The sequence below is a fragment of the Thioclava electrotropha genome (genome assembly GCF_002085925.2).
Lineage (GTDB): Bacteria > Pseudomonadota > Alphaproteobacteria > Rhodobacterales > Rhodobacteraceae > Thioclava > Thioclava electrotropha.
Window position 1 is genome coordinate 61,889 of record NZ_CP053562.1, and the last position, 24,883, is coordinate 86,771.

At 62.2% G+C, this 24,883-nt stretch carries 28 protein-coding genes and 1 tRNA gene; 10 read left to right on the top strand and 19 right to left on the bottom strand.

Features of this window, described 5'->3' with window-relative positions; genetic code table 11:
- Positions 1 to 8: 8 nt before the first annotated feature.
- The 6 genes from AKL02_RS00295 to cysQ form a co-directional block, all read right to left on the bottom strand.
- The gene (locus AKL02_RS00295) at positions 9 to 1,019 is read right to left on the bottom strand and encodes a glycosyltransferase family 2 protein (protein WP_083076634.1); all 1,011 of its coding nucleotides are present in this window, start codon (positions 1,017 to 1,019) and stop codon (positions 9 to 11) included.
- A gap of 212 nt (positions 1,020 to 1,231) precedes the next feature.
- Positions 1,232 to 2,254, bottom strand: a complete 1,023-nt coding sequence (locus AKL02_RS00300) for a glycosyltransferase family 2 protein (protein WP_083076630.1) — start codon at positions 2,252 to 2,254, stop codon at positions 1,232 to 1,234.
- A gap of 25 nt (positions 2,255 to 2,279) precedes the next feature.
- Entirely contained in the window at positions 2,280 to 3,266 is a 987-nt protein-coding gene (gene galE / locus AKL02_RS00305; RefSeq protein WP_083076627.1) for a UDP-glucose 4-epimerase GalE, read from the bottom strand.
- 3 nt (positions 3,267 to 3,269) lie between these two features.
- Entirely contained in the window at positions 3,270 to 4,163 is an 894-nt protein-coding gene (galU, locus tag AKL02_RS00310) for a UTP--glucose-1-phosphate uridylyltransferase GalU (protein ID WP_078522198.1), read from the bottom strand.
- A 194-nt stretch (positions 4,164 to 4,357) separates the two neighbouring features.
- Complete coding sequence (gene kdsB / locus AKL02_RS00315; RefSeq protein WP_083076623.1) at positions 4,358 to 5,158, bottom strand: 3-deoxy-manno-octulosonate cytidylyltransferase; 801 nt, start codon at positions 5,156 to 5,158, stop codon at positions 4,358 to 4,360.
- Entirely contained in the window at positions 5,158 to 5,952 is a 795-nt protein-coding gene (cysQ, locus tag AKL02_RS00320) for a 3'(2'),5'-bisphosphate nucleotidase CysQ (RefSeq protein ID WP_078522200.1), read from the bottom strand. Before cysQ ends, kdsB begins: the two co-directional genes overlap by 1 nt.
- A gap of 131 nt (positions 5,953 to 6,083) precedes the next feature.
- Between cysQ and AKL02_RS00325 the strand changes: the two genes are divergently transcribed.
- On the top strand, positions 6,084 to 6,905 hold the full coding sequence (locus AKL02_RS00325) for an ABC transporter permease (RefSeq protein WP_078522201.1): 822 nt from the start codon (positions 6,084 to 6,086) through the stop codon (positions 6,903 to 6,905).
- 33 nt (positions 6,906 to 6,938) lie between these two features.
- Here the strand turns inward: AKL02_RS00325 and AKL02_RS00330 are convergent, their stop codons facing one another.
- A complete protein-coding gene (locus AKL02_RS00330) occupies positions 6,939 to 7,895 on the bottom strand; it encodes a LacI family DNA-binding transcriptional regulator (protein ID WP_232621683.1) in 957 nt (318 codons plus the stop codon).
- Positions 7,896 to 8,295: 400 nt separating this feature from the next.
- Here AKL02_RS00330 and AKL02_RS00335 point away from each other — a divergent pair.
- A tRNA-Arg gene (locus AKL02_RS00335) sits at positions 8,296 to 8,372 on the top strand.
- A 144-nt stretch (positions 8,373 to 8,516) separates the two neighbouring features.
- The gene (locus AKL02_RS00340; protein ID WP_083076620.1) at positions 8,517 to 9,323 is read left to right on the top strand and encodes a glycosyltransferase family 25 protein; all 807 of its coding nucleotides are present in this window, start codon (positions 8,517 to 8,519) and stop codon (positions 9,321 to 9,323) included.
- Positions 9,324 to 9,662: 339 nt separating this feature from the next.
- Here AKL02_RS00340 and AKL02_RS00345 read toward each other — a convergent pair whose 3' ends face one another.
- The 4 genes from AKL02_RS00345 to AKL02_RS00360 all read right to left on the bottom strand — a co-directional run bounded on the left by AKL02_RS00345 (position 9,663) and on the right by AKL02_RS00360 (position 13,076).
- Positions 9,663 to 10,910 carry a saccharopine dehydrogenase family protein gene (locus AKL02_RS00345; RefSeq protein ID WP_083076616.1) on the bottom strand — a complete coding sequence of 416 codons (1,248 nt, stop codon included), beginning with the start codon at positions 10,908 to 10,910 and terminating at the stop codon, positions 9,663 to 9,665.
- A gap of 51 nt (positions 10,911 to 10,961) precedes the next feature.
- On the bottom strand, positions 10,962 to 12,056 hold the full coding sequence (nspC, locus tag AKL02_RS00350; protein WP_078550959.1) for a carboxynorspermidine decarboxylase: 1,095 nt from the start codon (positions 12,054 to 12,056) through the stop codon (positions 10,962 to 10,964).
- A 62-nt stretch (positions 12,057 to 12,118) separates the two neighbouring features.
- On the bottom strand, positions 12,119 to 12,823 hold the full coding sequence (locus tag AKL02_RS00355) for a winged helix-turn-helix domain-containing protein (protein WP_098409595.1): 705 nt from the start codon (positions 12,821 to 12,823) through the stop codon (positions 12,119 to 12,121).
- Positions 12,795 to 13,076 (bottom strand): hypothetical protein, encoded by a 282-nt coding sequence (locus AKL02_RS00360; RefSeq protein ID WP_083076784.1) that lies wholly within the window; start codon positions 13,074 to 13,076, stop codon positions 12,795 to 12,797. Before AKL02_RS00360 ends, AKL02_RS00355 begins: the two co-directional genes overlap by 29 nt.
- A gap of 169 nt (positions 13,077 to 13,245) precedes the next feature.
- Between AKL02_RS00360 and AKL02_RS00365 the strand changes: the two genes are divergently transcribed.
- From AKL02_RS00365 to AKL02_RS00375, 3 genes are all read left to right on the top strand, one after another.
- Complete coding sequence (locus AKL02_RS00365) at positions 13,246 to 13,797, top strand: hypothetical protein (RefSeq protein WP_083076605.1); 552 nt, start codon at positions 13,246 to 13,248, stop codon at positions 13,795 to 13,797.
- 103 nt (positions 13,798 to 13,900) lie between these two features.
- Positions 13,901 to 14,536, top strand: a complete 636-nt coding sequence (locus AKL02_RS00370; protein WP_083076602.1) for a ribonuclease HII — start codon at positions 13,901 to 13,903, stop codon at positions 14,534 to 14,536.
- A gap of 113 nt (positions 14,537 to 14,649) precedes the next feature.
- Positions 14,650 to 15,753, top strand: a complete 1,104-nt coding sequence (locus AKL02_RS00375; protein ID WP_078541571.1) for a site-specific DNA-methyltransferase — start codon at positions 14,650 to 14,652, stop codon at positions 15,751 to 15,753.
- 242 nt (positions 15,754 to 15,995) lie between these two features.
- Here AKL02_RS00375 and AKL02_RS00380 read toward each other — a convergent pair whose 3' ends face one another.
- Genes AKL02_RS00380 through AKL02_RS00395 form a run of 4 tightly spaced genes read right to left on the bottom strand, consistent with a single transcriptional unit; the run spans position 15,996 to position 18,322 of the window.
- Complete coding sequence (locus tag AKL02_RS00380) at positions 15,996 to 16,385, bottom strand: MarR family winged helix-turn-helix transcriptional regulator (protein WP_078541755.1); 390 nt, start codon at positions 16,383 to 16,385, stop codon at positions 15,996 to 15,998.
- 53 nt (positions 16,386 to 16,438) lie between these two features.
- Positions 16,439 to 17,266, bottom strand: a complete 828-nt coding sequence (locus tag AKL02_RS00385; RefSeq protein WP_078541572.1) for a carbon-nitrogen hydrolase family protein — start codon at positions 17,264 to 17,266, stop codon at positions 16,439 to 16,441.
- A gap of 4 nt (positions 17,267 to 17,270) precedes the next feature.
- Complete coding sequence (gene grxC / locus AKL02_RS00390) at positions 17,271 to 17,528, bottom strand: glutaredoxin 3 (RefSeq protein ID WP_078522208.1); 258 nt, start codon at positions 17,526 to 17,528, stop codon at positions 17,271 to 17,273.
- Between the two features lie 35 nt (positions 17,529 to 17,563).
- On the bottom strand, positions 17,564 to 18,322 hold the full coding sequence (locus AKL02_RS00395) for a ComF family protein (RefSeq protein ID WP_232621684.1): 759 nt from the start codon (positions 18,320 to 18,322) through the stop codon (positions 17,564 to 17,566).
- On the opposite strand from AKL02_RS00395, the gene AKL02_RS00400 reads away from it, so the two are divergent.
- Positions 18,321 to 19,157 (top strand): methyltransferase domain-containing protein, encoded by an 837-nt coding sequence (locus AKL02_RS00400; RefSeq protein ID WP_078541574.1) that lies wholly within the window; start codon positions 18,321 to 18,323, stop codon positions 19,155 to 19,157. The genes AKL02_RS00395 and AKL02_RS00400 overlap by 2 nt on opposite strands.
- On the opposite strand, the gene AKL02_RS00405 is transcribed toward AKL02_RS00400, so the two are convergent.
- Positions 19,149 to 20,495, bottom strand: a complete 1,347-nt coding sequence (locus tag AKL02_RS00405) for an alpha,alpha-trehalose-phosphate synthase (UDP-forming) (RefSeq protein ID WP_083076595.1) — start codon at positions 20,493 to 20,495, stop codon at positions 19,149 to 19,151. The two genes, AKL02_RS00400 and AKL02_RS00405, sit on opposite strands and share 9 nt — an antisense overlap.
- 14 nt (positions 20,496 to 20,509) lie before the next feature.
- Positions 20,510 to 21,163, bottom strand: coding sequence for a trehalose-phosphatase (otsB, locus tag AKL02_RS00410; protein WP_165756943.1), 654 nt, complete (start codon positions 21,161 to 21,163; stop codon positions 20,510 to 20,512).
- A gap of 206 nt (positions 21,164 to 21,369) precedes the next feature.
- On the opposite strand from otsB, the gene hemH reads away from it, so the two are divergent.
- Together hemH and AKL02_RS00420 are read left to right on the top strand one after the other, a co-directional pair.
- Positions 21,370 to 22,425, top strand: a complete 1,056-nt coding sequence (gene hemH, locus AKL02_RS00415) for a ferrochelatase (protein WP_083076591.1) — start codon at positions 21,370 to 21,372, stop codon at positions 22,423 to 22,425.
- Between the two features lie 147 nt (positions 22,426 to 22,572).
- Positions 22,573 to 22,905, top strand: coding sequence for a hypothetical protein (locus AKL02_RS00420; RefSeq protein WP_078522214.1), 333 nt, complete (start codon positions 22,573 to 22,575; stop codon positions 22,903 to 22,905).
- Between the two features lie 76 nt (positions 22,906 to 22,981).
- Here AKL02_RS00420 and AKL02_RS00425 read toward each other — a convergent pair whose 3' ends face one another.
- Positions 22,982 to 23,587, bottom strand: coding sequence for a L,D-transpeptidase (locus tag AKL02_RS00425; RefSeq protein ID WP_078522215.1), 606 nt, complete (start codon positions 23,585 to 23,587; stop codon positions 22,982 to 22,984).
- Positions 23,588 to 23,755: 168 nt separating this feature from the next.
- Here AKL02_RS00425 and dalA point away from each other — a divergent pair, with 168 nt between their 5' ends.
- Positions 23,756 to 24,271 (top strand): divisome-associated lipoprotein DalA, encoded by a 516-nt coding sequence (gene dalA, locus AKL02_RS00430; protein ID WP_078522216.1) that lies wholly within the window; start codon positions 23,756 to 23,758, stop codon positions 24,269 to 24,271.
- A 70-nt stretch (positions 24,272 to 24,341) separates the two neighbouring features.
- On the opposite strand, the gene AKL02_RS00435 is transcribed toward dalA, so the two are convergent.
- On the bottom strand, positions 24,342 to 24,842 hold the full coding sequence (locus AKL02_RS00435) for a L,D-transpeptidase family protein (protein ID WP_078541580.1): 501 nt from the start codon (positions 24,840 to 24,842) through the stop codon (positions 24,342 to 24,344).
- Between the last annotated feature and the right edge of the window lie 41 nt (positions 24,843 to 24,883).

The window sequence follows — 24,883 nt, forward strand, 5'->3', positions numbered from 1 at the left end:
TTGTTCCCTCACGCCCAATTGCCCTTCGACATCAGCCCGAGGATCTCGAGCTGGCGCCAGTTGATATATTTCTCAGACCATTTGCACCACAAATCGGGCTCTTTTGAGATCGTGCGGGCATAGGCGTGATATTCGCGCGATCCCGCGTAATGCTGTTTGCGTTCCAGCTCTTCATCGACCTTGTCGGCGAGGGGCGAGAGGAACTTCGCATGCAGCAGGCAGCCCGAGACCATCTCGCCGCCGATCGTGTCGTAGACCTGATTCAGGCCACGTGGCAGCAACGCATGGGTCGACGAGATATAGACGTTCCCGCGCTCCCATTTGACGAGCGGAATCTTGTTGAGCGAGGGGGCCTTCTTCGGCGCGTCGGGAAAGAAGATGCGCGCCCGGGGCCCGCCTTGAATCCACAGATTGTTGGTCTCGGAATTCCGCGAGATCATGTAATTGCCCGCATCGAACCAGCAGGCCAGATCGAACGGATTCTGCCCCTCGCGATAAGGCTGCGCGTCGATCGGCCCTTTCGGATACATATCCAGCAGCATCGCCGGAAAAGACCGGATGCCATAGGTGTCGAGCCAGTCGGTCAGCGCCTGAATGGGCCGCGTATCGCAGAACGGGTAGACGAAGAACTCGTCCGGATCGAGCGTCAGCGTCCAATGCCCGGTGCCGTATTTGCGCAGCAGCCAGTTCATCCAGTCGATGCCGAAATTCGACGCCTTGTAGGAGGCGTCCGTGTGCCAGACCGAGCAGTCCTCCTGCTGGGCGAGATACTCGGCGCTGCCATCGTCGCTGCCATTGTCGACAAACAGGAAGTGCCCGACGCCCATCTCGCGGTAGTAGCGCAGGAAATAGGGCAGGCGGATGCGTTCGTTGCGGGCGGTGACGAAGACGAGGATATCCTCGGGGCGGATGTCGCCGGTGCGATCGGAATAGAGAGAGAGTTCGCGGCTTTTGCGGAAAGCCCGAATCTGCCGAATTCTGCGTTTACGGCGCAGCCTGGCGATCTCTCTCAGTCCCAATACCCGTCCCTCTCCGACGTCGCGGTCATTTCGTGCCGCACTGGTCCCTTGCTACTCGCAGCGTAGTTCTCAAATCGTTAAAGGTCGCCCTGTTCAAATCGGCAAGTTTTCAACGGCTTATCAATATCTTCCGATACTTACCCGGTTTGCGCGCAGCTGAGAAGGCCATGCCTAACGCTTGCGTCAGCAATGTTGCCTCCAAGTCAACAAGTTCACATCCAGCCGCCGCGCGACATCAGCCCCTGCGCCTCCAGTTGTCGCCAGTCGCCGAGCCGCGTCGAGTGCGGCGTCCAGAGCTCTGGATCGGCGGCCAGCGCGTCGTAATACTGGTCGAATTCCGCGGGCTGGCCGAAATGCTCGCCGCGCGATTTCTCCTCTTTCGACTTGTCCACGATCTCGTCGAGAAACTTCGTGTGCAGCAGCAGCCCCGAAATCGCCTCGCCGCCGTCCGAGTCGTAGGTCTGGTTCAGGTGGCGCGGCAGCAGCGCATGGGTCGAGTTCAGATAAGCCCACCGCCTGTGCCAGCGCACCAGCGGGATCTTCGACAGGGTCGGCGATTGGCGCGGACTGTCGGGGAAAAACGCCCGCGCCCGTGGCCCGCCTTGGATCCACAGCGCGTCGGTCTGCGCCTGCTGGGTGATCATGTAATTCCCGGCGTCGAACCAGCTCAGGATCTTGCGCGGATCCTGCCCCGCCTCGTAGCGCTGCGCGCCAAGCGGCCCTTTCGGGTAGAGGTCGAGCATCATGGCCGGGAAACTGCATTGCTCCGACCGGTCGAGCCAGTCGGTCAGCGCGGGCAGGGGACGGCTGTCGTGATAGGGGTAGATCAGCAGCTCATCCGCATCGACGGTGAGGCACCAGTGATCGTGGCCGTAGCGCAGCATCAGCCAAGTCACCCAATCGAGCCCGAAGCGCGACGCCCGGTAGCTGTCCGACGTCTGCCAAAGTGACACGTCGCGCGCCTCCGCCAACAGCGCGGCGGTGTCATCCGTGCTGCCATTGTCGACGATCAGGAAGTGATCCACGCCGAGCTTGCGGTAATGCTTGAGGAAAAACGGCAGCCGCCGCGCCTCGTTGCGCATCACCGCGAAGGCGAGGATCGCGCCGGGCTTTATCTTGCCCGTGCGGTTGGTGACGGGGTCGAGCTGGTGCCGTTTGCGCAGGGCGCGCCACAGGAAATGCTTGCGCTTGAGGCGCAGCCTGTAGCCCTCCCAAAGCTCACGGCGCGACGGCATTCATTCTCCTGACCCTACCTCGGGGTCAGTATTCATACTCTGCCGCCTGATGCCAACGCCATGCATCGGAAATCATGGTGGAAAGGTCCGACCGTTTCGGCTGCCAGCCAAGCTCCTCGGTCGCCCGTTTCGAGCCCGACACCAGCGCGGCGGCATCACCGGGACGACGGTCGCCTTCGACAATCGGGACGTCTTGATTGGTCACCGCGCGCGAGGCGTCGATCACTTCGCGTACCGAGAACCCGTTGCCCGAGCCAAGGCAGAAGACCCGCGACGGCTTGCCGTCCTCGAGCCATTTCAGACCCAGAACATGCGCATCGACCAGATCGGAGACATGGACGTAATCGCGAATGCAGGTGCCGTCGCGCGTCGCGTAATCCGAACCGAACACGGTGAGCGCCGGGCGTTTGCCCGCGATGGCATCCAGCATCAGCGGAATGAGGTGCGTCTCGGGGATGTGCTGCTCGCCGACCTCAGCATCGGGATCGGCGCCCGCCACGTTGAAATAGCGGAAGATCACCGAGTTCAGCCCGTGGCTCGCGCCGAAATCGCGCAGCATGTCTTCGATGGCCCGCTTCGAGCCGCCATAGGCATTGATCGGGCGCTGTTCGGTGTCTTCGTTCAGCACCACCCCGTCCTGATCGCCATAGGTCGCGCAGGTCGAGGAGAAGACGAAGTTGCGGCAGCCTGCTTCGACGGCCGCCTCAATCAGGTTCAGCGCGCAATTCACGTTGGTGCGCCAGTATTTCGACGGGTTCTGCATCGACTCGCCTACAAGGCTCAGCGCCGCGAAATGCATCACCGCGATGGGCTGATATTTCGCGAAGACCTCGTCGAGGCGGGCACGATCGGCAAGATCGCCCTCCTCGGCCGGGCCGAACTTCACCGCCTCTTTCCAGCCGGTGGAGAAATTGTCGAAGCAGACCGGGACATAGCCCGCCGCGGCCAGCGCTTTGCAGGCGTGCGAGCCGATATAGCCCGCACCACCTGTTACCAACACATGTTGCTGCATCGCTTACTCAGCCGCCTGCCGCATCGCGGAAAGATCGGAGAGATACTCGCCGAACTCGTCCTTCAGATCGGGACGCTGGAGGCCGAAAGCCACCGTCGCCTGCAGGAAGCCTGCTTTCGAGCCGCAATCGTAACGCTGACCGTCGAAGCGATAGCCATAGACCGAGTTGCCGCCATGGATTTCCTGCGCGATCGCGTCGGTCAGCTGAATCTCACCGCCAGCACCCGCCTTGCGCGCATCGAGGTTCCACATGATGCGCGGAGTGAGGATGTAGCGCCCGATCACCGCGAGGTTCGAGGGGGCATCCTCGGGCTTGGGCTTTTCGACCATGCCGTTGACCTGCAGGCGCGGGCCGTCGCCCGGGGCGACATCCAGAACCCCGTAGGACGCGGTCTTGTCGGCGGGCACTTCCATCGCCGCGACATAGTTCCCGCCGGTCTCGTTATAGGCTTCCATCATCTGCTGCAGACAGGGCTTGTCGGCGGCGATGACGTCATCGGTCAGGATCACGGCGAAGGCCTCGTCATGCACCAGACGACGCGCACACCAGACTGCGTGGCCCAGACCCAGCGGCTGGTTCTGACGGACATAGGCGATCGCGCCGCTGTCCATATTTGTCTGCTGCAGCTCGTCGAGGATTTCGGTCTTGCCCTTCTGCGCCAATGCGCTTTCCAGTTCGGGGGCGTTGTCGAAATAATCCTCAAGTGCCGATTTGCCGCGCGAGGTGACGAAGATGAACTCCTCGATACCGGCCGCACGCGCCTCGTCAATGGCGTATTGGATAAGCGGGCGGTCCACCAACGTGAGGATCTCTTTCGGGATCGACTTCGTCGCGGGGAGGAAGCGGGTTCCGAGGCCGGCCACCGGGAAGATCGCCTTCGTCACCTTGCTTTTCATTCGTCACCTATAGGGTTGCTACGATTAAATCGTCAGGAGTTGGTTTATTGTGTCCCCAAAGCCGTGATCCAACAAGGGACCGGTTCTGGCGTTGAGCACTCCCGTGGGAAGAAATGCTGCAAATGCGAAAATTGTTTCGTGCAATGCCGTGAAAAACCGCATTTTTAGTGCGATAGGCGATAAATTGCGTGCGTTCAGGGAAGCTGCATCTGCAGCATCATGGATTCGATCCGGGCCACATCTGACGGATTGTTGAGTTCCCAGAACTGCCGTCCGCGCGACTCGACCTCTGTGCAGAGCACCGCGCGACCGTTCTCCAGAAAGCGCAGCTGCTCCAGACCTTCGAGGGTCTCCAGAGGCCCGATCGGCCAGCTCGCATAGGCCGCCAGCGTGTCAGGCCGGTAGGCATAGACGCCCACATGGTGGAACACCGGCGTGGAGGCTTCGTCCGCGTAAGTCTCGGAGGTGAAGGGAATAACCTCTTTCGAGAAATAGAGCCCGCGATTACCGGCACCGAACACCGCCGTCGTGCCGCCGACGCGACCGTTCTGGCGATCTTCCAGCAGGCTGTTGAGCGTCGCGCCTTCGCAGCGCAGCACCGGAGTCGCAAGCTCGGCCCAGTCATTAGCGCGCAGGCCCGCCACGAGGTCTTCGATGAACCACGCGGGCGTAAGCGGCGCGTCGCCCTGAAGGTTCACGACGATGTCGAAACCGACGCCAAGGGTCGCCGCCGCTTCCGCGCAGCGCTCGGTCCCGTTGCGGCAGCTCTCGGAGGTCATCACCACCTCGGCGCCGAAGGCTTCGCAGGCCTCGCGAATGCGGTCGTCATCTGTGGCCACCACAACCCGGTCGACGCCGCCGACCTGCGAAGCCGCCTCCCAGCTACGCTGGATCAGGGTCTTTTTCTCGCCCGTGGCGCCGGTCAGTTCGACCAGCGGTTTGCCGGGATAGCGGCTCGACGCGTAGCGCGCCGGGATGACGATCAGGACCGACATTACTTCACCAAGAGAACGCCGGGGGCATAGGCGATGAAGAACGGGTTCTCGAAGCCCGGCTTGCCATAGGTGAAGGGCGCGTGATCGTCGAAGCGGATCATCTCGCCGCCCGCGCCACGCAGAACCGCGTCACCGGCCGCCGTGTCCCATTCCATCGTGCGACCGAGGCGCGGATAGAGATCGGCCTCGCCCGTCGCGACAAGGCAGAATTTCAGCGACGACCCGGCCGAGGCCATGTCCTTCACTGCGTATTTGCCAATGTAATCGTCGGTCGCCTGATCGCGGTGCGATTTCGACGCGACCACCATCAGGCCGCGATTGTCGGGCATCGAAACGGTGATCGGATGCTGCTTGCCGGGGCGTTCCTTGTCGAAGGGGCCGTCCTCTTCGACCGCACGGCCCTCGGCCAGCGTGTAGAACAGACGTCCCTTGGCGGGGGCGTAGACCACGCCGCGCACGGGCTTGCCGTTCTCGACATAGGCGATGTTCACCGTGAAATCGCCGCGGCGCTTGACGAATTCCTTCGTGCCATCGAGCGGATCGACGATCAGGAAGGTCGATACCTCCTGCGAATGGCTCGCGGCCTGCTCTTCGGTGACGAGCGGCATATCGGGGAATTCGGCGCGCAGCCCCGCGGAAATCAGCGCGTCGGCGGCCTCGTCGGCCTCGGTCACCGGCGAGTTATCCGACTTCGACTTCACCTCGAAATCGGGCGAGTCGTAGATCTCCATGATCTTGTCGCCTGCTTCGAGCGCCAGCCGCCGCATCACTCGCATCAGATGTTCGAAATCCATCGTCACGCCTCTCCCGGCCTTGTTAAGGCCCAATTGCTATGCTCCAACTCCCCCCTTATGATGCGGCGATAAGGGTTGAGCAAGCAATCCGACCTAGCTTGGGCCGCAACGACGCCCGAATCGGCAGGGACATGTTCAGACCAGAGACGAAATCGACCAAGCTCGGCACGACCTTCAGCCTGCTGGAGCTGATCTATCACGCCACCGTGCGCAATCTGCGCAAGAACCACGGGAACGCGCTGATCGGTCTGCTGCTGAACATGTTTCAGACGATGCTTTTGGTCATCTCTTTCTACATCATGTTCAGCGTGCTCGGGATGCGGTCGAGCTCGGTGCGGGGCGATTTCCTGCTCTACATCATGACGGGTATCTTTCTCTATATGACCCACACCAAGACCCTCGGCGCGGTCTTCGGGTCGGAAGGGCCCACTTCGGCGATGATGAAACACGCGCCGATGACCACGGCGATATCGATCGCGTCGGCGGCGCTGAGCGCGCTTTATATTCAGGTGCTGTCGATGGTGACGGTGCTCTACATCTACCACGCGGCCTTCAAACCGATCGAGATCTACGACTGGGTCGGCGCGTTCGCGATGGTGCTGCTGGCTTGGTTTACGGGGCTCGCGGTCGGTGTCGTGCTGCTTGCGGCGAAGCCCTGGGCGCCCGAAGTAGTAAGCGTGATCCAGCAGGTCTATACCCGCGCCAACATGATCGCCTCGGGCAAGATGTTCCTCGCCAACAATCTGCCGCACAAGATGCTGATCCTGTTCAACTGGAACCCGCTGTTTCACACGATCGATCAGGCGCGGGGCTACACCTTCATCAACTACAATCCGCATTTCTCGAACTGGGAATACCCGCTCTATGTCGGGCTTGCGATCCTGATGATCGGCCTTCTGGGCGAGTTCTACACGCGGCAATACGCGTCGCTTAGCTGGGGTGCGCGGCGCTAAAAGGCAGGCGGTGCTTGCGCCGCCGCCTTCGGATCAACGTTTGCGGATCGTGTCGCCCGGATCGAGGGTCGGCTCCAGCTCGATCACTTCGCCGCCGATCATCCCGCTTTGCGAGCGCCCCGAAATGATCTGCGCCGCCTTGCGACCGATTTCAGCCCGGCAGGCATTCATCGTGGCGAGTCGCACCGACAGCCCGTCGAGCAGTTCCAGCCCGTTGAACCCGGCCAGACCCATCTTGTTCGGCACGTCGATGCCGTTATCGAGGCACCAGAGCAGACCGCCCGCGCCGATCATGTCGTTGGAGTAATAGAGGAAATCGAGATCGGGCGAGCGCTTGAGCATCGTCTCCGTCATCTCGCGCCCTTTCGCGAGCGCAGAACCGCCCGCGTAGAACTCGGTGTCCGCCAGTTCGATCCCCGCCTTGGCGAGCCCTTCCTTGAACCCTTCGAGCCGTTTGCGCGCCCGATGATCCTCGGGCATTTTCGTGCCGAGGAACCCGATCTTGCGATAGCCTGCGGCGATGATCGCCTCGGCCATATGCAGCCCGGCGCGGCGATGCGAAATACCCACGACCGAGTCGATCCCCTCGCCATCGACATCCATGATCTCGACCACCGGAATGCCCGCATTCTGCAGCATCGCGCGCGAGGCGGGCGTGTGTTCGACCCCCGCGATAATCACCCCCGAGGGGCGCCACGAGAGCATCTCATACAGAACCTGCTCTTCCTTCTCGGGCGAGTAATTCGTCACCCCGACGACCGGTTGCAGCCCGGTATCTTCGAGCTCGTCGGACACGCTCGACAGCACTTTCGGAAAGACGAGGTTCGACAGCGACGGGATGATCACGGCCACGAGGTTCACCCGCTGCGAGGCCAGCGCGCCCGCGATCTTGTTGGGCACATAGCCAAGCGCTTTCGCGGCTTGCAGGACTTTTTCCCGTGTCGCATCAGAGACATCGCCGCGATTGCGCAGCACGCGGCTGACGGTCATCTCCGAGACTCCAGAGGCTTCGGAGACATCGCGCAGGGTCAAAGGACGGCGGGTTTCGATAGGGCGAGACAAGGGCGGTTCCTCAAGGTTCTCCTCTTGTTAGCGCCAAACATTTCCCTTGCGCAAGCGAATGATGCCAAGTATGTTAGCGTTAACGGTTATAGGGTCGGATAATCTCCGCCCGATACCTGGAACGACCCGCGCCGGTGTCGGATTCGTCACGGCGAGGGATGCGAAAGGGGGCGCAGTGGGCCAATTTGCGCTCCCTTTTCTTTCTTTCCCCTGAAATCCTGAAATTTCTGCACGACCCGCATGCATAGGAATATGCGCGCGGTTTTCTGTTGCAGCGCAGCGATGGACTTGCACCACAAGCTCTTTGGCGGCATCAAAGGCGCAGCGCGGTCCCGTGGCTCAACTGGATAGAGCAGCCCCCTCCTAAGGGGCAGGTTGCAGGTTCGAATCCTGCCGGGATCGCCAAGCTTCCAAACTCATGTACTGAATAGTCCAGCCCATCGTCTACGTGTTGCATCCGAAATCAGCTTAGCGCAAACCGACTAGAAAACGAGGAGGCGCTTTGGTATTCCAGAGCTCACTGGTTCCCGCTCTGATGCGGAGAGAAAAATGAACATTCTATACATAAACCTTGACGCCGCAGCTGCGCGCCGTGCGTGGATGGAAAATCAGTTTTCCGAGCTCGGCATTAAAGCACATAGAGTAAGTGCCGTTACCTCCGGAAACCTCAGCGAAAAAGCGTCAGGTATCACCTTCGGTAGCGATATTGGCCGTAAATGGTTTGACGCCGAAAAAGCATGTCTTCTAAGTCACAGGGAATGCTGGAAACGCATTGCTGAGGGTGCTGACGAGTTCGGTGCAATCTTCGAAGACGACGTGCACTTATCATCAGATGCTGCCGACTTTCTTACAGACGCTGCTTGGATACCTTCCGGCCTCGATGTGGTGAAGATTGAGACATATCTGCAAAAGGTCTGGACAGATAAGCGCCGCATCCGCGTGCGAGGGCGATCGCTCCACCGTCTTAAGTCCAACCACTTCGGTTCTGCTGGCTACATACTGAACCGCGATGCAGCGGCGAAGCTACTAAAACACTCGACCCACGTTGAGATGCCTTCCGACCATCTGGTCTTCAATCCCGCCTACAACTTTGGCCTACGAGTATGGCAACTAAGCGAAGCTATATGCATTCAAGATGACCGACTGAACGCTAAGGAGGCTCTATTCCCAAGCCAAATTTCGTCAAGCGCCGACCGAGTGGGAATCCACCGCGAAAAGCCCAAAAGTGTTGGCAAGAAGATCATACGCGAGCTAAGCAGAATCTATGAGCAGGCGCGTGTTCTCGCTGCTAACCCAATCCGCCCAATTAGGATGCAGCGCACGATCATCGAATATCGTGGTGATAAATGCAGTTAACCCTCGGCGTCTAAGCCACCTGATGGATCAGCGGTGGCGTAGCTGAGCCAAGAAACTGCAGCGAACGCCGAGCGTTAAGATCAGTCGGGGGACCACTGCGGCCCAGTACGAAGGCGCTAAATGTCACGATCACTTTTCGCACGCGCGCTTCCGAAAAATGATGTTTTTCGGATTTGGACAAGCACTTCAAGTGTTATCGCGACTCTATGAGCGCACCCATTGGACATTCTTGATGCAGCGGGTTCATGCCCATCGAAACCAGAGAGCCTGCCGGGATTGCCAAGCAGACATGAAAAAGGCCCGCGCGATGCGGGCCTTTCGTGTTTCTGGTGCGACCGCTTAAACCTCGGTCCAGGCCTTGTCCTCGCCCTTGAGGCCACCGACCATCACGCGGGTCGGAAGGCCGATGCGGTCGAGCTGGGTGAAGAAGGGCTTGGGGTCCATCTCTTCGACGTTTTTCATCGTCTTCGCATCCCAGTCGCCTTGGGCGATCAGGATCGCGGCGGCGACCGGCGGCACACCCGCGGTGTAGGAGATGCCCTGCGAGCCGACTTCCTCATAGGCCTCTTTGTGATCGGCGACGTTATAGACGAAATACTCCACGTCCTTGCCGTCTTTCGTGCCTTTCACCAGATCGCCGATGCAGGTCTTGCCGGTGTAGTTCGGCGCGAGGCTCGACGGATCGGGCAGCACGGCCTTCACCACTTTCAGCGGCACGACTTCCAGACCCTCAGCGGTTTTCACCGGCTGCTCGGACAGCAAACCGAGATTCTTCAGCACGGTGAAGACATTGATGTAGTGATCGCCGAAGCCCATCCAGAAGCGCACATCGGCCTGCGGATAGTTGGTCGCGAGCGAATGCACCTCGTCGTGGCCCGACTGATAGGCCTGCGACGGGCCGACGACGGGCAGATCCCATTTGTGGCCCGAGGCGAACATGCTCGTCTCTTTCCACTGCTGGTCTTCCCAGTAATAGACGACGCCGGTGAATTCGCGGAAGTTGATCTCGGGATCGAAGTTGGTCGCGAAATACTTGCCGTGCGAGCCTGCGTTGATGTCGACGATGTCGATCGACTTCACTTCGTCCATCTGGTCGATCGCGAAGCGCGCATAGGCATTCACCACGCCAGGATCGAAGCCCGCGCCGAGGATCGCGGTCACGCCATGCTCGGTGCACAGATCGCGCTTTTTCCACTCGTAATTGGCATACCACGGCGGGGTTTCGCAGATCTTGTCGGGCTCTTCATGGATCGCGGTGTCGATATAGGCGGCACCCGTCGCGATGCAGCCGTCGAGGACGTGCATATTCACGAAGGCGGTGCCCACGTTGATCACGATCTGGGACCCGGTCTCGCGGATCAGGGCGGCAACGGCCTCGGAATCGGTTGCATCCACCTCATGCGCCTCGAACGTGCCGTCCACCTTCATCGCGCCCTTTTCACGCACGCTGTCGATGATGGCATCGCATTTCGATTTGGTGCGCGAGGCGATATGCAGGTCGCCAAGGATGTCGTTATTCTGCGCGCATTTATGCGCCACGACCTGGGCGACGCCGCCCGCTCCGATGATGAGCACGTTCTTTTTCACTTCGGCTGTCTCCTTTTTCTGCGGACAGGGGAAGGGGGCTCTTGTGGGCCCTCAGGACAATGAGGCGCGATAATCCTCATAGGTGAAGTCGCGAATCCGGTCGATGTTCCCATTTTCGCGGCGGATGGCGATGGCGGGCATCGCCACGCCGTTGAACCAGTTCTTCTTGACCATCGTGTAACCAGCGGCATCCGCAATCGAGATACGGTCGCCGATTTCGAGCGGTTTGTCGAACCGCGCTTCGCCGAAGATGTCGCCCGCGAGGCAGGTCTTGCCCGCGATCTGATACTCAAACTCGCCCTGCTGCGGCAGCTTGGCGGTCTCACGATAGATCAGCAGGTCGAGCATATGCGCCTCGATGCTGCTGTCGACGATGGCGATCTTCTTGCCGTTGTCGAGAATGTCGAGCACCGTCACCTCGAGCGAGGCGGTCTGCGTGATCGACGCCTCGCCGGGCTCGAGATAGACCTGCACGTCGAAATCCTCGGAGAATTTCTTGAGCCGGTCGGCGAGCGCGTCGAGCGGGTAATCGTCGCCGGTGAAATGGATGCCGCCGCCGAGGCTGACCCATTTCAGACGTTTCAGGATATCGCCGAACTCGGCTTCGATCCGCGAAAGCTGATGATCGAACAGCGCGAAATCGGCGTTCTCGCAATTGTAGTGGATCATCACGCCCGAGATGCGGTCCATCGCCGCCTCCAGCCGCTCTGCATCCCATTCGCCCAGACGCGAGAACGGCCGTGCCGGGTCGGCCAGATCGAAACCGGAGGTCGAAAACCGCGGGTTCAGACGCAGACCACGCTCGATATGCGCAGCCTTGTCGCCGAAGCGATCCAGCTGGCTTAGCGAGTTGAAGATGATCTTGTCGGCGTAACCGATGGCCTCGTCGATCTCGTGATCGGCCCAGGCGACCGAATAGGCATGGGTTTCCTTGCCGAATTTCTCACGCCCCAGATGCAGCTCGAACAGCGAGCTGGAGGTCGTGCCATCCATATAGGGCTTCATGATGTCGAAGGCCGACCAGGTCGCGAAACATTTCAGCGCCAGCAGGGCTTTCGCGCCGGAGCGTTCGCGCAGACGCTCGATCTTGCGCATGTTCTCGCGCAGGCGCGCCTCGTCGATCAGGTAGAAGGGCGTGTCGGACATGGCTCTCCCTCGGGTCAACAGACCCTGCGATATAGGGCGCATGTGACAGTGGCGCAACCGGATCAGTCGACCCGGATCGCATCCTTGGCCACGCTAAGTGCATAGCCTTTGCGGGAAATGTTGCGCACGAGAAGCTCGCTGACGAGCTGATTCCCGAGGCTGTCGCGCAGCCGTTTTATCCTTGTGGCACCGGCCGCCTCGTCGCAATCGGCCTCGTCCCGGCCCGAGATCATCGCCTCGATCTGCGCGCCGGTGAGGATGTCGTCATCCATCCGCGCTTCCGCCAGCACCGACAGCGTCTCGATCGCGGCCGGGGTCAGCGTAAAGCCCATATCGTTAAGCATGACCGCATTTTCGCCCCGCAGGATGCGTAAGGACTGCACTTCGATCCCGGCGCGGCGAATCTCGGTCATCCGCTTGTTCAGCGCGATCAGGAGCAGAAGGAAGACGATCGTCGCGATCAGAAGGGCGGCGGCGAAGATCAGCAGGATGAAGATGATCACCCGGTAATTCGCCAGCACGTCCGAGAACGCGGTGCCCGACTGCGCCAGCACCTCCAGCAGCTTGATCTCGGCTTGTGAGGTCAGATTGTCGTTCTGCACGAAGATCTGCTCGACCCGCGCGTTGAACGCATCCGCATTCGGCAGGTTCGCGAACAACAGCACCGCGGCCACGGCAAGAATCGCGACCACGGCCACGATCCCGCCCACAACCGCGCGCGAGCCGAGTCGTAAACTATCAGTAACGGAGGAAATATTGTCCGGCACTGGCCTTCCTTTGCTCCAAGCCATCGGGGCCGAATGTGGAGAGAACCGTCAGCAAGGTCCACCCATCGGCTTTCAGCTTCGGCGCCAATTCGCGCGCCGCCGCCTGTTTCGAACAGGCCGAGTCCGAGACCTGCGCCACCCCGTATTGCAGCTGCAACGGGTTGTCGCGCTTGGCCTTGTAATCGGCATAGCACTCGGCCTGCGCGGCCGAGGCAGAGGCGAGAAACGCCAATATGAGGACTGCGTGTTTCATGTGGAACACGCTGCGCGCAATACCCGTGTTATTCAATAGCCAAAGGGGGTTGGGCGGTCTGTTATCCGATAGCAGGGGGCCGTTATTGCCTGACTTTCGCCCCTCGGCCCAATCTCGGTTCATCGACGTCATGCGGCCTTCCGGGCTGCCGAGTGAAAGGACCGAAGCCATGAGCCTCAAGACCAAGGCCACCGCCGCCATCACCGCCCTCGCCCTCGCGCTGGGCTCCGTCGCGATCAGTGCTACGCCCGCCGCCGCGCTGGGCAAGAAGGACCGTCAGGCGCTGAGCATCCTGCTTGGGGTCGGGGCTGCCGCGCTGCTCCTCGACGGGATGAACAAGCAGGATCACAAGGCGAAGAAGGCGCAGCCGCGCTACGAGAGCTGGCAGGACCGCCAGCGCCGTCTGGAGCGCGAACGCCGCGAGCGCGAGCGCCGCGAAGCCGAGGCCCGCCGCCAGCGCGCGCAGGAGCGTTACGACCGCGACCACCGCCGCTATAGCCATGACCGCGACCGCATCCGTCTGCCCGCGCAATGCGTGCAGCGCGTGAAGACCCGCCGCGGCTGGGGCGAGGTGGTTTCCGCCTCCTGCCTTGATCGCCGCACCGAACGCCGCCTGCCCGCCAACTGCGCCTTCACGATGAAGACCGGCCGTCACGGCGTCGAGAAAGTCTACGGCAGCAACTGTCTGGAAGATCGCGGCATCCGTCTCAGCCGGCGTTAAGCCATGCGGCAGACGCCATAAGAGCGTCGTCGAGCAGCGCGGGGGCCTTCGGGTCCCCGCTTTTTCATTGAACAGACCTGCCGTTCCGGGGCATTCCGAACTCATGGCACAGAACCCCGATTTCTCTTTCGAAGAAGCCGCCTTCGCGCGCGGCCTGACAATCGTTGCAGGCGTGGACGAGGTGGGCCGCGGCCCGCTTTGCGGTCCGGTGACGGCAGCGGCGGTTATTCTCGATCCCGCCCATATTCCCGAAGGGCTCAACGACTCGAAGAAGCTCACCGCAAAGCGCCGCGCCGATCTGGCCGCGCAGATCATGGACTGCGCCGAGTGCTGCGTGGCCCATGCCAGCGTCGAGGAAATCGACGAACTCAATATCTACCAAGCCTCGCATCTCGCGATGTGCCGCGCGGTCGAAGGGCTGGCCCGCACCGCCGATCATGTCCTCGTCGACGGTAACCGCGTGCCGCGCGACCTTAAGTTGTCCAGCGAACCGATCGTGAAGGGCGATGCCAGATCTTTGTCGATCGCGGCGGCCTCGATCCTCGCGAAAGAGGCCCGCGATTTGCTCATGGTGGATTTGGCGCAACAGTATCCGGGCTACGGCTGGGAGCGGAATGCGGGCTACCCGACCAAGGACCATCTGCAGGCGCTTCTAGATTTAGGGGTCACCCCCGTTCATAGACGAAGCTTCAAGCCGGTCCACAATATCTTGTGCCAAGCTAATTATATAACCCCTTGATTCAAAAAAGAAATTGACGATGAATCGCCTTTGACTCATTTTTGTAGCCATAGATCGGCACAAAGCCGGCTCCCAGATATTGGGCCCTGAGGCGGGCAGTTAAGAGGCTAAAAATGGCAAAGACCAAGACTCCGGTGGTGCGCAATGCGCTGCCCCTGAACGAAATTCTGGATGGCGATTGCATCGAGATGATGAACTCGCTGCCCGAGGACAGTGTGGACCTGATCTTCGCCGATCCGCCCTACAATCTACAGTTGCGCGGTGATCTGCACCGCCCCGATAATTCCAAGGTCGACGCGGTCGATGACGCGTGGGACCAGTTCGGCTCCTTCGCGCATTACGACAATTTCACCCGAGACTGGCTGAAGGCCGCGCGCCGCATCCTCAAGCCGAATGGCGCGATGTGGGTGATCGGCTCCTATCACAACGTGTTCCGCATGGGCGCAGAGCTGCAGAACCAGGGCTTCTGGATTCTCAACGACGTCGTGTGGCGCAAGTCGAACCCGATGCCGAACTTCCGCGGCAAGCGCCTGACCAACGCGCATGAAACGCTGATCTGGGCGTCGAAATCCGAAGGCGCGAAATACACCTTCAATTACGAGGCGCTGAAATCGCTCAACGAAGGCGTGCAGATGCGCTCCGACTGGGTGATCCCGATCTGCAATGGCGGCGAGCGTCTGAAGGATGCGAACGGCGAGAAAGCCCACCCGACCCAAAAGCCCGAGGCGCTGCTGCATCGTGTCCTCGTCGGCACCACCAATCCCGGCGACGTGATCCTCGACCCGTTCTTCGGCACCGGCACGACCGGCGCCGTGGCGAAGATGCTCGGCCGCGATTTCATCGGTATCGAGCGCGAAGAAGCGTATCGCGAAGTCGCGCTCAAGCGCCTCGCCAAGATCCGCAAATTCGACAAGGAAGCCCTCGAAGTTTCCACGTCGAAACGCGCCGAACCGCGTGTGCCCTTCGGCCAGCTAGTCGAACGTGGGATGCTGCGCCCGGGCGAAGAGCTCTACTCGCTCAACGGTCGGCACAAGGCCAAGGTCCGCGCCGATGGCACGCTGATCGGCGACGACGTGAAAGGCTCGATCCATCAGGTCGGCGCCCATCTCGAAGGTGCGCCGAGCTGCAATGGCTGGACCTACTGGACGTTCAAGCGCGATGGCAAACAGGTCCCGATCGACCTGCTGCGCCAGCAGATCCGCGCCGAGATGAACTGAGGCTCAGCCCTCTCTCAAGAATTAGAAGTTACCGCCGGTGCCGAGGGCCGCTCCTCGGCACGCGCCTTGCCCCGCCGTGCGAAACGGCGGGGTCTTTTCGTTTGTGCCGATGATGAAAAGGGGCGCTGCCCCACCGCGCCCCCCGGGGACATTTGAACAAGAGCGAAGAGCCGGATTTCGGCTTGGCGGAAATATCCCGGGGTGAATGGCCGCAGGCCAGAGGGGCAGCGCCCCTGCCGCGTTCAGGCCTGGCCGAGGCGGGCGCGCAATTCGCGCAGAACCGGCAGGGTGGCGCGGACCTTATCGGGGCCGAGATCGCGCACGATCCCCCCGATGATCGGCATCAGCGAGGCCAGCGCCGCATCGCGCGCCCGCCTGCCGGAGGGCGAGAGCGACACCCATTTGCGCCGCGCATCGTCCCAGTCGGGCCGGATATGCACATGTCCCGCCCATTCCAGCTTGGCGAGCGTGTTGGTCATCGCACCGCGGGTCACATGCAGCGCCTCGGCCAGTTGGGCGGGCGTGCGTTCCTCGTTGATATGGGCCAGCAGGTTGAGCACCGAGAAATGCGAGATTTCCATGCCCTTCGGGAGGGCACGGCTCACCACGTTGCGCGCCAGCTGATCTGCCATGAAGACCTCGGCGAACAGCGTCGCGGCAAGCGGATCGTTCTCGGGCGGGGTGCTCACGGCGCTTCGAAGCTCCGGTCATGGAAAAGGGAACGCAGGCGCGAGCGCACCGCGTCCACCTGATCGAGATCGAGATCGACGAGCGTCACGCCGGGCTCGGTACCGCCATCGGCCAGCACCTTGCCCCACGGATCGACCGCCAGCGAATGGCCCCAGGTCTTGCGCGGCCGACCGCCATGCGCGGCATGGGTGCCGCATTGCGCGGGCGCCAGCACGAAGCAGGTATTCTCGATTGCGCGGGCACGCACCAGAACCTCCCAATGGGCGGCCCCGGTCGTGTCGTTGAACGCCGCCGGGATCGTCAGCACCTGCGCCCCGGCCTGCGCCAGCGTCCGGTAGAGATGCGGGAAGCGCAGGTCGTAGCAGACCGACAGGCCCAGCTGGGCGTATTTCGTAGCGCCCAGCACCGCCTCGCGCCCGGGGCGGTAAGCCTCGGATTCGCGGTAGCGTTCGGTCTCGGATACGTCCACGTCGAACATGTGGATCTTGTCGTAGCGGGCTTTGATATTGCCCTTGCGCCCGATCAGGAAGGAGCGATTGGCGAAGCGCGCATCGTCTCCGGATTTCAGGCAGAGCGAGCCGATCAGGATATAGACGCCAAGGCGCTCTGCCTCGTTGCAAAGCGCCTCCAGCGTCGGGTCGTGATGCTCGTGATGCAGGACTGCGTTCTGATGGGCGCGATCCGACGAGATCAGATTGGTGCATTCCGGCGTCGCGATCAGCTGCGCACCTTTCGACGCGGCATCGCGGATGAAGTCGAGCGTGACCGGCAGGTTCTGTGCCGGATCATCCGTGACCGAAAGCTGAACGAGCGCCGCCTTCATCGCGTCAGCTCGCCAGCATCTGATCGAGCTTGCCCGAATGTTCGAGCGCATGCAGCTCGTCGCAGCCGCCGATCGGCTCGTCGCCGATGAAGATCTGCGGGACGGTCCGGCGGCCATTGGCGCGCTGGGTCATCGCGGCGCGCAGTTGCGGCTCGCGGCCGACATCGGTTTCCTCGTAGGAGATGCCCTTCTTGTCCAACAGGCGCTTGGCCATGATGCAGAAGGGGCAGGTGCTGGTGACGTAGATTTCGACGCGTTTCATTCTCAATTCCCTTTGGTCTGCGAGACTATAGGGATTTAGGGTGCCTTCGCAACGCGTGCCAGTGTCACAGTGCAGATCGGCTCTGCACCTGCGCTCAACGCCGCCTCCGTCGCGGCGGAAAGCGTGGCCCCCGAGGTCATAACATCATCGACGATCAGGAGCGGACGCCGCTGCAGTAGCGCGGCGTGGCGCGGCGTGACGGTGATCGCGCCGTCGAGATTGGCGTGCCGCTCATCGCGAGTTTTGCCCTTCTGGCTCGACGTCGGGCGGGCGCGGGTGAAGAGATCGGCGCAGTAGTCGTGGCCGGTGCGCCGGGCCAGCGCGCGCGCCAGTTCCGCCGCCTGATTGTAGCGTCGTCGCAGCAGCCGCAGCCGATGCAGAGGGATCGGCGCGATCAGCGTGTCGGGCGTCAGCAGCGGCGCGGCAGCACGCGCCATCCAGTCGGCCAGCGGCGGCACCAGATCGAGCCGGTCGCCATGTTTCAGCGCCAGCACCAGATCGCGCCCGGTGCCCGCGTAATGCATCACCGTACGCCCCTGAGCCCATGGCCGCGGATGGGTGAGGCAATCATCGCAAAGGATGGCCGTGTCGCTTTCGCCCGGAAGGGGCGTGCCGCAGGCGTCGCAGACCGTGCCGCGCGCGAAAGTGGCCTCGGACCAGCACGCACCGCAGAGCCCGAAATCCGTGCCGACCGCGTCGCCGCAGGCGATGCAGCGCGTCGGGAAGAGCGCGCGCAATCCCAGACGTCCCGCCGCTAGCATCCGGCTCCGAACCTCGTTAAGGGTTTCTGCCATGGATACGCCGCCCCTTCTGACCGACCGCGAGGCGCTCGAGCGCCATAGATTTCGCGCCGCCCGTGCGCCCGAACTGTTTCTGCACGAGGACGCGGCGGCTGAACTTGAGGAAAGGCTGCAAGAGGTTAACAGAACCTTTACGGAGCCAGCCCTGATCGCCGCTTTTCCCGAGCCGTGGCGCGAAATTCTTCCCGAGGCGAAGATCGTGGCCGATACGGATGTGCTCGATCTGGAGGAAGGCGCGCATGATCTGGTGGTCCACGCGCTCTGTCTGCATTGGGCGAATGATCCGGTCGGGCAGATGGTGCAGGCGTCGCGCGCGTTGAAACCCGACGGGCTGTTCATCGGCGTGATGTTCGGCGGTCAGACACTCAATGAGCTGCGCGCGGCGCTGGCGCAGGCCGAGGCCGCGATCACCGGAGGCCTGAGCCCGCGGATCGTGCCGATGGGTGAAATTCGCGATCTCGGCGCGCTGATCCAGCGGGCGGGGCTGGCGCTGCCGGTGGCCGATGCGGTGACGCGCAAGGTGACCTACGAGACGCCGCTGCGGCTGCTGTCGGACCTGCGCGCGATGGGCGAGACCAATGCGCTTGCCGCCCGCGATCGTCGCTTCCTGCGCCGCGATGTGCTGACCGAGGCGCTGCGGCTGTATATCGAGACCTATCAGGAGCCCGATGGCCGGGTGCGCGCGACCTTCGACATGGTCTGGCTCACCGGCTGGAAGCCGCATCCCGATCAGCAGAAACCGTTGCGTCCGGGGTCCGCGGCACAGCGGCTCGCCGATGCGCTGGGCACCACCGAGCACCCGAGCGGCGACAAGCCCGGCTCAGCCTAGCGCGTCGAGGAAGGACTTCGACCACCAATGCACGTCATAGGTGGTCAGCCCCTCCATCAGGGACCGATAGCGTTCCCGCCGCTCTCCGCGCGACATCATCAGCGCGGTCAGCATCGAGGTGGCGACCTGCTCGGGATCGTGCGGATTGACCATCAGCGCCGCATCCATCTGTTCAGCCGCGCCCGCGAATTGCGACAGCATCAGAACGCCGGGATCGTCGGGGTTCTGGGCCGCGATGAATTCCTTCGCGACGAGGTTCATCCCGTCCATCAGCGGCGTCACGAGGGCCACATGCGAGGCGCGGTAAAGCCCCGCCAGCACTTCGCGCGGCACCGCCCGGTTGATGAAGCGGATCGGGACCCACTGAATGTCGGCGAACTGGCCGTTGATGCGGCCCGAAAGATGCTCGGTCTCTTCGCGGATATCGTCATAGGCCTGCACGCCCTCGCGGGTCGGCGGCGAGATCTGCAAGAGCGAGACGTAACGATGCCAGTCCTCGTGCCGCTCTAGAAACTCGCCGAAGGCGCGGAAGCGATGCGGCACACCTTTGGAATAATCCAGCCGGTCGACGCCGATCATCAGCCGGCGATGATCCTTCACGATCCCGGCGGGCAGCTTATCGAACTCGGTCTCCGCCAGTTCCTGAAACTCGCGCGCATCGATAGAAATCGGGAAGGCGGCGATCCGGCATTGGCGAGGCGAGAGGTGCACGTAGCCCGCGCCCAGATTGGAGGCGTCGGCGATCTCGATCATCGAGTGGAGGCAGGCGCGCACGTCGCGCTCTGCCTGAAGGCCCACGAGGTCGTAATTCGCGATCCACTGGCAGACCTCGCGCCCGTTGGGCAGGGCCTGCATCGCGGTCGGGCCGGGGAAAGGCGTGTGCAGGAAGAAGCCGATGGGATTGGTCACGCCCATCAGGCGCAGCTCGTAGGCCAGCGGCAGCAGATGGTAATCCTGCACCCAGATCCGGTCGTCGGGTTTCAGGAACGGCGCCACGAGCTTCGCGATCCGCCGGTTCACCTGCTTGTAGACGCCCAGATATTCCTGATGGATATCCATCAGGTCGGCGCGGCCGTGGAATAGCGGCCAGAGCACCGAATTCGAATAGCCCGCGTAATAGTTGTCCTGCTCTTCCTGAGTCAGATCGAAGCAGTAGCGTCTGAACGGCCCACCCTCGATCTCGCGCAACTCTGCGGCAGGCGTGTCGGCGATCTCGCCCGAGGTGCCGATCCAGATGCCGCCGGTCTCCTCCAGCACATCGCCAAGCGCCACGACCAGCCCGCCCGAGGGATTGGCCCCGGTGGGAATGCGGTTGGAGATGCAGATCAGGCGGCCCATTCGTCGTTCCTCATTCAGCGTGCCACGGCAGCGGCGAGCCAGGCGCGCACATCCATCGGTTCGTCAAGGTGATAGCGCGCGACGCTCTCTCCGTCACCGACCTTGATGCCGAAGCCGCCATGCGCCTCTGCCCAAGCCAATGCGGGCTCGTCGGTCGTGTCGTCGCCCGCATAGACCGGATTGCGGCCGCCGAACTGCACGAGGTCTGACAGGATCGCCAAGGCGCCATCCTTCGAGAACCCCTCGGGGCGAATTTCGACCGCCATTTTCGCGGGCTGGATCGTGAAGCCGTCATAGCGCGCGGTCAGCTCTTCGGTGAAGGCTTCCACTTTGCCTTGCTTGGCGGGGTTGGAGCGGAAGTGGATCGCGGCGCCGTGGCTCTTGTCTTCAAAAATGAGATCGTGGTCCTGAGCGAACCCGGCCAGATCCTCTTTGACCGCGCCCAGATGTTGTGGGGTCTCGGCCATCGGCGGCTCCATTCCGCGCGCTTCCGAGCCGTGGGAGCCGACCATCAACCCGTCGAACCCGTCGAGAAAACGTTCCAGCTCGTGCAGGGATCGCCCCGAGACAACCGCCAGCGCCCCATTGAGCGCCTCCGAGAGTTGTTCGAGCAAACGCGGCAGATTTTGCGGCACGATCACCGCATCCGGGCGGGGCGCTATGTCCACCAGACATCCGTCGAAATCTAGGAACAACGCGTCTCGCGACGGGTCGAGAGCGGGCGGGGCCGGTTTTTTCCCGGTCATGTCATCCATTGCCATGTGAAGACCGTAAGTGATCCTGTCCCGGTTGAATAGGCCGCATTGGCACAGATCGGGAAACCCGTTAAGTCGGGTGGAAGTTCCGCGATAAATGACGACAGGACAGTGACACGATGACCAACGCCGCAAATCCGCGCCTTGCCCATGCCCCCGCCGATCACCCGCCCGTCAAGGAAGCGAAGATCGGTCTGCTCGTCGCCAATCTCGGAACCCCGGACAACACCGATTACTGGTCGATGCGCCGCTATCTGAACGAGTTCCTCTCGGACCGGCGCGTGATCGATTACCCGGCGTGGAAATGGCAGCCGCTGCTGCAACTCATCATCCTGTCGAAGCGGCCCTTCAGCTCGGGCGCGAACTACAAAACGATCTGGAACAACGAGGCGGGCGAGAGCCCCCTGATGACGATCACCAAGCAGCAGGTCGCGAAGCTGCGCGACGCGGTCTCGGCGCGCTACGGTCAGGACGTCGTCGTCGATTACTGCATGCGCTACGGCAATCCCTCGACCCAGTCCGTCGTCGACCGGATGGTCGCGCAGGGCTGCGAGAAGATCCTGTTCCTGCCGCTTTACCCGCAATACGCAGGCGCCACCTCGGCCACCGCGAACGATCAGTTCTTCCGCGCGCTGATGAAGCAAAAGCGCCAGCCCGCCGCGCGCGTCGCGCCGGAATATTTCGACAAGCCCTCCTATATCGACGCGCTCGCGCAATCGGTGGAGCGGGTCTATGCCACGCTCGACGAGAAGCCCGACGTGCTGGTCGCCTCCTATCACGGGATGCCCAAGCGCTATCTGATGGAAGGCGACCCCTACCATTGCCAGTGCCAGAAGACCTCGCGCCTGCTGCGTGAACGGCTCGGCTGGGACAAGGACGGGATCGACACGACTTTCCAGTCGGTCTTCGGCACCGAGGAATGGCTCAAGCCCTACACGGTCGAGCATGTCGCGGAGCTGGCGAAGCAGGGCAAGAAGAACATCGCAGTGATCTCGCCCGCCTTCAGCGCGGATTGCATCGAGACGCTCGAAGAGATCAACGGCGAAATCCGCGAGGCGTTCGAGCACGCGGGCGGTGAGAAATTCACCTATGTCCCCTGCCTCAACGATGACGATCTGCACATCAAGGCGCTGATGGAGGTGGTCGGAGAAAACCTCGCCGGTTGGATCGACTGATAAAACTGTCGCGATCTGCGACGTCCTGCCTCACAGATTCGTGAGTGTCTTTTCTTATAAGTTCTGACGCGGGGGCAAGGGATCGCCGTGAAGGCGTACCCTGCGGACCGGCAACGACCGGGACGCTCAGAGCAGAAAGGAAAGAGAATGCTCAAGACTATGGGACTGGTCGCCTTGGCGGCTCTCTATGCTGGCGCTTCCTGGGCCGGGCACGCAAACCCGTGGGCGACCGAGGATGACGTGATTTACAACCAAGAGCACGAGGATAACCTCGTGAAATCCATCGATACGCCCGGCGAGGATGAGATGCTCGGCGTCATGGTACGAAGCGCCCATGGCAAGCTCGACGGCTTGGCGGGCGGTTCGGGTTCGGGCGGCGGCACTGGCGGCGGTTCGGGTTCGGGCAGCGGCGCTGGTGGTTCGGGCGGCGGCAAGGGCGGCGGGTCCGGCCATGGCGGCGGCAAAGGTGGTAACCACTGATCGCTGTCCCATGAATTGAAAACCCCCGGGACTGCGTAGTCCCGGGGGTTTTACTTTGTCCGATGGGTGGCGTGGCTCAGATCAGCAGCACCTGCGTGCCGATCTTCGCGAAGCCGAACAGCTCCTGGATATGTTCGTTGTAAAGACCAATGCAGCCGTTCGAGCTTTTGCGGCCGATCTTGCGCGTGTCATGCGTGCCGTGGATCCGGTAATAGCGCCACGACAGATAGAGCGCATGGGTCCCCAGCGGGTTATCGGGGCCCGGCGGCACGTAATCGGGCCATTCCGGATTGCGCTTCTTCATCGAGGGGGTCGGCGCCCAGCTCGGCCCTTCGACCTTGCGGATCACCGAGGTCCGGCCGCGCCGCGTCAGCTCTTCCGAGACCGGCACCGAAGTCGGATAGAGACGGTAGATCGACTGATCCGCCGACCAGTAATGCAAAGCCCGCGAATGGGTATCCACGAGGATCGCCCCACCGCGGAGGTTCGAGAAGTAGGGTTGCCAGTCGCGGTTCTGGAAGCTCGAAATATTGCGGCGCTGGTTGGTAAAGGCATTCGTTTCGAACTGCTCCTGACCGTAATCGGGCGTTTGCGCGCGGGCGGGCAGCGCGAGCCCCGCACCAAGGCAGGCGGCGGCGCCAAGGAAGGCGCGGCGATCGAAGGGCTTGCGCGTATGGGACATCTCAGGCTCCGGGTTCGCGACGGGGTCAATTACGATAAATATAATGTGATCGCGCGGCGGCGGCAAATCAAACTGGCGGGGATGTGCCCGCAAAGCGACAGAGGGGTTTGCGCGGCTGGGGACAAGCGTGTAATGCAGATTGACGTTTTAACGAGGGACGGACCAAAGATGTTGCGCGCTTCTGTATTTGCGGTCTCCGCGATTGTGGCTCTGGCGGCTTGCCAGCCGACCGACACGCAGCCCAAGCTCGGGCCCGATGGCCTGCCGCTGCCGAAAGTCTACAACATCACCGCGAGCGATCGCTCCGTGATCCCGCAGCGCGTGCTGGAATCCGTGAACAGCCTGCGTTCGGCGCGCGGTGCCGCACCGCTGGTGCTGAACGACGCGCTCACCACGGCGGCGCTGGCCCATTCCAAGGACATGGCCGTGCAGAACCGTCCGTGGCACTGGGGCTCCGACGGCTCCTCGCCGCTGAGCCGGGCGCAGCGCGCCGGCTATCCGGGGCAGGTTCTGGGCGAGAATATCTCCGAGACCTACGAGACCGAGATGGAAACCCTCTCGGCCTGGATGAAGGTCGCCGATACGCGCGACGTGATCCTGAACCCTGCGGCGACGCAGATGGGCTTCTCGTGGTATCAGGAGCCGTCCGGCAAGATCTGGTGGACGATGGTCACCGGCAACTGAGCCGAAGACCCGCCGCAAGCAAAAAGGGCCCCACGTGGGGCCCTTTGTCATTTCCGGGGGGACGCTGCGATCAGGGGAAGATGAAGATCGGCGTGCCGTCGCGGACCATCGCGTAGATGTCGCGGATTTCCTTGTCCTTCACCGCGATGCAGCCCGCGGTCCAGTCGCGACCCTTGCCTTTGTTCTTCCCGTCGCGGCCATGGATGAAGATATCGCCGCCCGCCTTCTTGCCCTGCGATTCCGCGAAGGCCACCTGCTGCGGATTCGGGTAGCTGATGCCGATCGACAGGTAATAGGCCGAGTTCGGATTGCGACGGTTGATGTAATAGAGCCCTTCCGGGGTCTTGCCGTCGCCCTCGAACCGCTTCGGCCCGACCGGATCGCCGCCAAGGCCCACCTTGTACTTCTCCAGCACCTCGTCGCCATGCAGCAGATACATCATCCGCTGCGACTTGAAGAGCTGGATCTGAGTCACGGCGGGGCCGTTATAGGATTTGAATTTGCTGGAATCGCCACAGGCGGCCAGCGTGGCAAGGGCGCATCCGCCCAAGAGGAGGGTTCGACGGTTCATGTTCGGCCTGTATTCGGAGACTGCTGTTTTGCAGTCTTTCT

Bases quoted from the DNA above. Each gene is read 5' to 3' on its own strand.
- cysQ (WP_078522200.1), bottom strand. From the start codon at position 5,952: ATGGATTTCGAACATCTGATGCGAGTGATGCGGCGGCTGGCGCTCGAA.
- nspC (WP_078550959.1), bottom strand. From the start codon at position 12,056: ATGTCCGACACGCCCTTCTACCTGATCGACGAGGCGCGCCTGCGCGAG.
- AKL02_RS00380 (WP_078541755.1), bottom strand. From the start codon at position 16,385: ATGGCAGATCAGCTGGCGCGCAACGTGGTGAGCCGTGCCCTCCCGAAG.
- AKL02_RS00365 (WP_083076605.1), top strand. From the start codon at position 13,246: ATGAGCCTCAAGACCAAGGCCACCGCCGCCATCACCGCCCTCGCCCTC.
- hemH (WP_083076591.1), top strand. From the start codon at position 21,370: ATGACCAACGCCGCAAATCCGCGCCTTGCCCATGCCCCCGCCGATCAC.
- kdsB (WP_083076623.1), bottom strand. From the start codon at position 5,158: ATGTCGGTCCTGATCGTCATCCCGGCGCGCTACGCGTCGAGCCGCTAT.
- AKL02_RS00300 (WP_083076630.1), bottom strand. From the start codon at position 2,254: ATGCCGTCGCGCCGTGAGCTTTGGGAGGGCTACAGGCTGCGCCTCAAG.
- AKL02_RS00405 (WP_083076595.1), bottom strand. From the start codon at position 20,495: ATGGGCCGCCTGATCTGCATCTCCAACCGCATTCCCACCGGGGCCAAT.
- grxC (WP_078522208.1), bottom strand. From the start codon at position 17,528: ATGAAACGCGTCGAAATCTACGTCACCAGCACCTGCCCCTTCTGCATC.
- AKL02_RS00360 (WP_083076784.1), bottom strand. From the start codon at position 13,076: ATGAAACACGCAGTCCTCATATTGGCGTTTCTCGCCTCTGCCTCGGCC.
- galU (WP_078522198.1), bottom strand. From the start codon at position 4,163: ATGAAAAGCAAGGTGACGAAGGCGATCTTCCCGGTGGCCGGCCTCGGA.
- AKL02_RS00420 (WP_078522214.1), top strand. From the start codon at position 22,573: ATGCTCAAGACTATGGGACTGGTCGCCTTGGCGGCTCTCTATGCTGGC.
- AKL02_RS00330 (WP_232621683.1), bottom strand. From the start codon at position 7,895: ATGACCGTCAGCCGCGTGCTGCGCAATCGCGGCGATGTCTCTGATGCG.
- AKL02_RS00395 (WP_232621684.1), bottom strand. From the start codon at position 18,322: ATGGCAGAAACCCTTAACGAGGTTCGGAGCCGGATGCTAGCGGCGGGA.
- AKL02_RS00370 (WP_083076602.1), top strand. From the start codon at position 13,901: ATGGCACAGAACCCCGATTTCTCTTTCGAAGAAGCCGCCTTCGCGCGC.
- AKL02_RS00425 (WP_078522215.1), bottom strand. From the start codon at position 23,587: ATGTCCCATACGCGCAAGCCCTTCGATCGCCGCGCCTTCCTTGGCGCC.
- dalA (WP_078522216.1), top strand. From the start codon at position 23,756: ATGTTGCGCGCTTCTGTATTTGCGGTCTCCGCGATTGTGGCTCTGGCG.
- AKL02_RS00325 (WP_078522201.1), top strand. From the start codon at position 6,084: ATGTTCAGACCAGAGACGAAATCGACCAAGCTCGGCACGACCTTCAGC.
- AKL02_RS00375 (WP_078541571.1), top strand. From the start codon at position 14,650: ATGGCAAAGACCAAGACTCCGGTGGTGCGCAATGCGCTGCCCCTGAAC.
- AKL02_RS00400 (WP_078541574.1), top strand. From the start codon at position 18,321: ATGGATACGCCGCCCCTTCTGACCGACCGCGAGGCGCTCGAGCGCCAT.
- AKL02_RS00435 (WP_078541580.1), bottom strand. From the start codon at position 24,842: ATGAACCGTCGAACCCTCCTCTTGGGCGGATGCGCCCTTGCCACGCTG.
- AKL02_RS00340 (WP_083076620.1), top strand. From the start codon at position 8,517: ATGAACATTCTATACATAAACCTTGACGCCGCAGCTGCGCGCCGTGCG.
- AKL02_RS00385 (WP_078541572.1), bottom strand. From the start codon at position 17,266: ATGAAGGCGGCGCTCGTTCAGCTTTCGGTCACGGATGATCCGGCACAG.
- galE (WP_083076627.1), bottom strand. From the start codon at position 3,266: ATGCAGCAACATGTGTTGGTAACAGGTGGTGCGGGCTATATCGGCTCG.